Source organism: Bradyrhizobium sp. (assembly GCF_019244115.1).
Lineage (GTDB): Bacteria > Pseudomonadota > Alphaproteobacteria > Rhizobiales > Xanthobacteraceae > Bradyrhizobium.
In genome coordinates this window covers 1-2774 of sequence record NZ_JAFATE010000186.1, presented here as the reverse complement: position 1 = coordinate 2774, position 2774 = coordinate 1, and the positions used below count along the sequence as shown (strand labels likewise).

Here is a 2774-nt window from a genome sequence, read left to right as displayed (position 1 = left end):
TGCCATTTCGCGACCGAACTCGTGCGGCACGCCACCCTAGATTTTGACGCTTCGGCGAGCCTGTCTGCGGGAGACAGCAGATGAGCAGCGCCTCGGAGCGAACCTTTGCCCAACACGCCGGGCCGTTGCTGCGTGTCGAGGATTTGCGTGTTCATATTCCGACCTCGCGCGGGGTCGTCGAGGCCGTGGACGGCGTATCATTTTCCATCAATAAAGGCGAGATCGTCGGCATCGTCGGCGAATCGGGTTGCGGCAAGTCAATGCTCGCCTTGTCGATCGTGCGCCTCGTGCCTTCGCCCGGTCGCATCATTGCAGGGCACGTGGCCATGGCGGGACGGGATTTGCTGTCGCTCTCCGAGCGCGAGATGCGCCGCGTGCGCGGCAACGATGTCGGCATGATCTTCCAAGACCCTTCCGCCTCTCTCAATCCCGTTATGCGCGTTGGAGATCAGGTCAGCGAGACCGTGGAAGCGCATCACGCTGTGACGGCCACGCAAGCCAAGCAGCGCTCGCTCGACATGCTGCGTGCCGTGCGCATTCCCGGTCCCGAGCTGAGATATCGCGACTATCCGCATCAATACTCGGGCGGCATGCGGCAGCGCGCCATGATCGCCGTCGGCTCGGTCAATCATCCGAGGCTTCTGATTGCTGATGAGCCGACAACTGCCCTTGATGTGACGGTGCAGGCGCAGATCATGGACCTCTTGCTGGCAATGAATCGCGCAACTGGCACCGCCATCATGCTGATTACCCACAACATCGCCCTCGTGTCGCATTTTTGCAGCCGCGTATTGGTGATGTATGCCGGCCGTATCGTCGAATCCGGGCCGACGCTCGAGGTGTTCGAAACGCCAAAACATCCCTACACCGATGCGCTTCTCAAGGCCGTGCCTCGCATCGAGGAGAAAAGTGAGGGGGGCTTGCTGCCCATTGAGGGACGACCCCCAGACCTGGCGCGCAAACCAAGGGGCTGCGCCTTTCACCCGCGTTGCCCGCAGCGCAAGGATATCTGCCTCGTAGAGGAGCCGCCCCCGTTCAAGATCGGCCCGGGGCGCAAGGCGCGCTGCTGGCTTGCCCAGGAAACGAGCCCCTTCGAAGAAGATGCGAGATTATCGTCATGAGCAACAAGCAAGCCGCTCCAAGCCCCATTCTGCTCGACGCAGCCGCCCCGTTGATGGAGCCGCGCTTTTTGGCGAAGCGGCTGCCGGACGTTGTGGCCGGCGGGGTGGACGCACTGCTGGCGACAGTCGGCGCTATTGAGGATTTTCGGGCGACGATGGAAATTCTGGGAGCTTGGCTCGAGATCGAGCGCCTGCGCAAGCAACCCATCCGGATCGCCCGTTCGGTCGCTGAGATTCGGGCGGCGAAGACGACTGGGGAAACCGCCATCGTGGTCCATTTCCAAGGCTCCGACCCCATCGAGGATGAGCTCGATTTCCTGAACGCCTTTCAAGCTTGCGGCCTGCGCGTCATGCAACTCACTTACAACACCAGGAACCGCGTCGGTGACGGCTGCTTTGAGCCGAGCGACATCGGCTTGAGCAAGTTCGGGCGCAAAGTCGTCCAGCGCATGGAGGATCTGCGTATCGTTGTCGATCTCTCGCACGCGGGAAACCGCACAGCACTTGAAGCGACCGAGGTGGCGAGCCGTCCTCTTGTGGTGACGCATGCCAATGCTCGGGCTCTTCTCGACACGCCGCGCAACGCGACCGACGAGGTCATACGGGCGGTGGCGGCATCGGGAGGCGTCGTTGGCGTTTGCGCCGCTCCCTTTTTTCTCGCGCAAGACAAGCCGGCCACCCTCGACATGCTCGTGGATCATGCCGCCTATATCGCCGAGCTCGTCGGAGCCCAGCACGTCGGACTTGGCTTCGACTTCGCCGATGAAGACGAGGAGGATTTCGTCTATTTCGGATATGACGAGCGCTATATTCCACGCCCGCCCTGGAACTGGCCGACCGGCATTGCCGGCCATGCCGATGCTGGCAATGTGGCTCACGCGCTGCGCAAGAGAGGGTTTTCAGAATCTGAAACGGTCGGGATCCTCGGTGAAAATTTCCTGCGCGTCTTCAGCGAAATTTGGGGCGGCTGAGGAGCAGTGCGCTTTGGCGGTGAGCGACCAGAATTATCTGCGATTGCCTGGCCGCGCAGGTTTTTGTCAGCCTTGATTATCGGAAGGACGACGATGCTTGCAAACTGATCGAATATGGCTCGATGCAATTCGTACCGTCTTCTTCAGACGAGCAACACGTGGAGCCGGCTCGGCAGATGACCTGGTGTTCCTAAGACGGATCTTGCCTTGGCTGAAGGTGCGCGCGGATTACCTCGATAGCGCAGATTGCAGACCCGCGATGATTCCCGCAATCTCGCCATGCGCCCAGAAAACTCGCGCATGAATAACGAGCACCGAGCAAGCCGTCGGTCTCCCTTAGCGCATTCTGGGCTCACCACCTGCCATTTCTCTGCCGCTCGAAGCCCGATGGGACGGGATCCAGGAGACATCGACTATGCGCTCACCAGCGGCGCGGCGGCCGCACTTGTCTGTCAAGAAATGCAGGGGCAAAGTGATAATCGATCAAGGATCGTGCGGTGGTGAAGATCTTCGATGGAGGGCGGCTGAACAAAAAGGGGTCGACTTGCACAGCATTCCTAAATAGGGCGAACTGGCGACATGCACGCCACAATATTCGGCAGCAACGAGATTCTCTCCCCGGAGAGCCGACCCGTGGTGAGCGGGCGCACTGTCGACCTTGTAGATCTTGATCTCCTGCCAG

At 60.6% G+C, this 2774-nt stretch carries 2 protein-coding genes; both read left to right on the top strand.

Going from position 1 to position 2774, the window contains the following annotated elements; genetic code table 11:
* Positions 1-80 precede the first annotated feature (80 nt).
* Entirely contained in the window at positions 81-1121 is a 1041-nt protein-coding gene (locus tag JOZ76_RS08240) for an ABC transporter ATP-binding protein (protein WP_291698130.1), read from the top strand.
* Complete coding sequence (locus JOZ76_RS08235; RefSeq protein WP_291698129.1) at positions 1118-2092, top strand: dipeptidase; 975 nt, start codon at positions 1118-1120, stop codon at positions 2090-2092. The genes JOZ76_RS08240 and JOZ76_RS08235 overlap by 4 nt, the downstream gene beginning before the upstream one ends.
* Positions 2093-2774: the final 682 nt, after the last annotated feature.

Coding starts and splice junctions, on each gene's coding strand:
- JOZ76_RS08240 (WP_291698130.1), top strand. CDS start 81: ATGAGCAGCGCCTCGGAGCGAACCTTTGCCCAACACGCCGGGCCGTTG.
- JOZ76_RS08235 (WP_291698129.1), top strand. CDS start 1,118: ATGAGCAACAAGCAAGCCGCTCCAAGCCCCATTCTGCTCGACGCAGCC.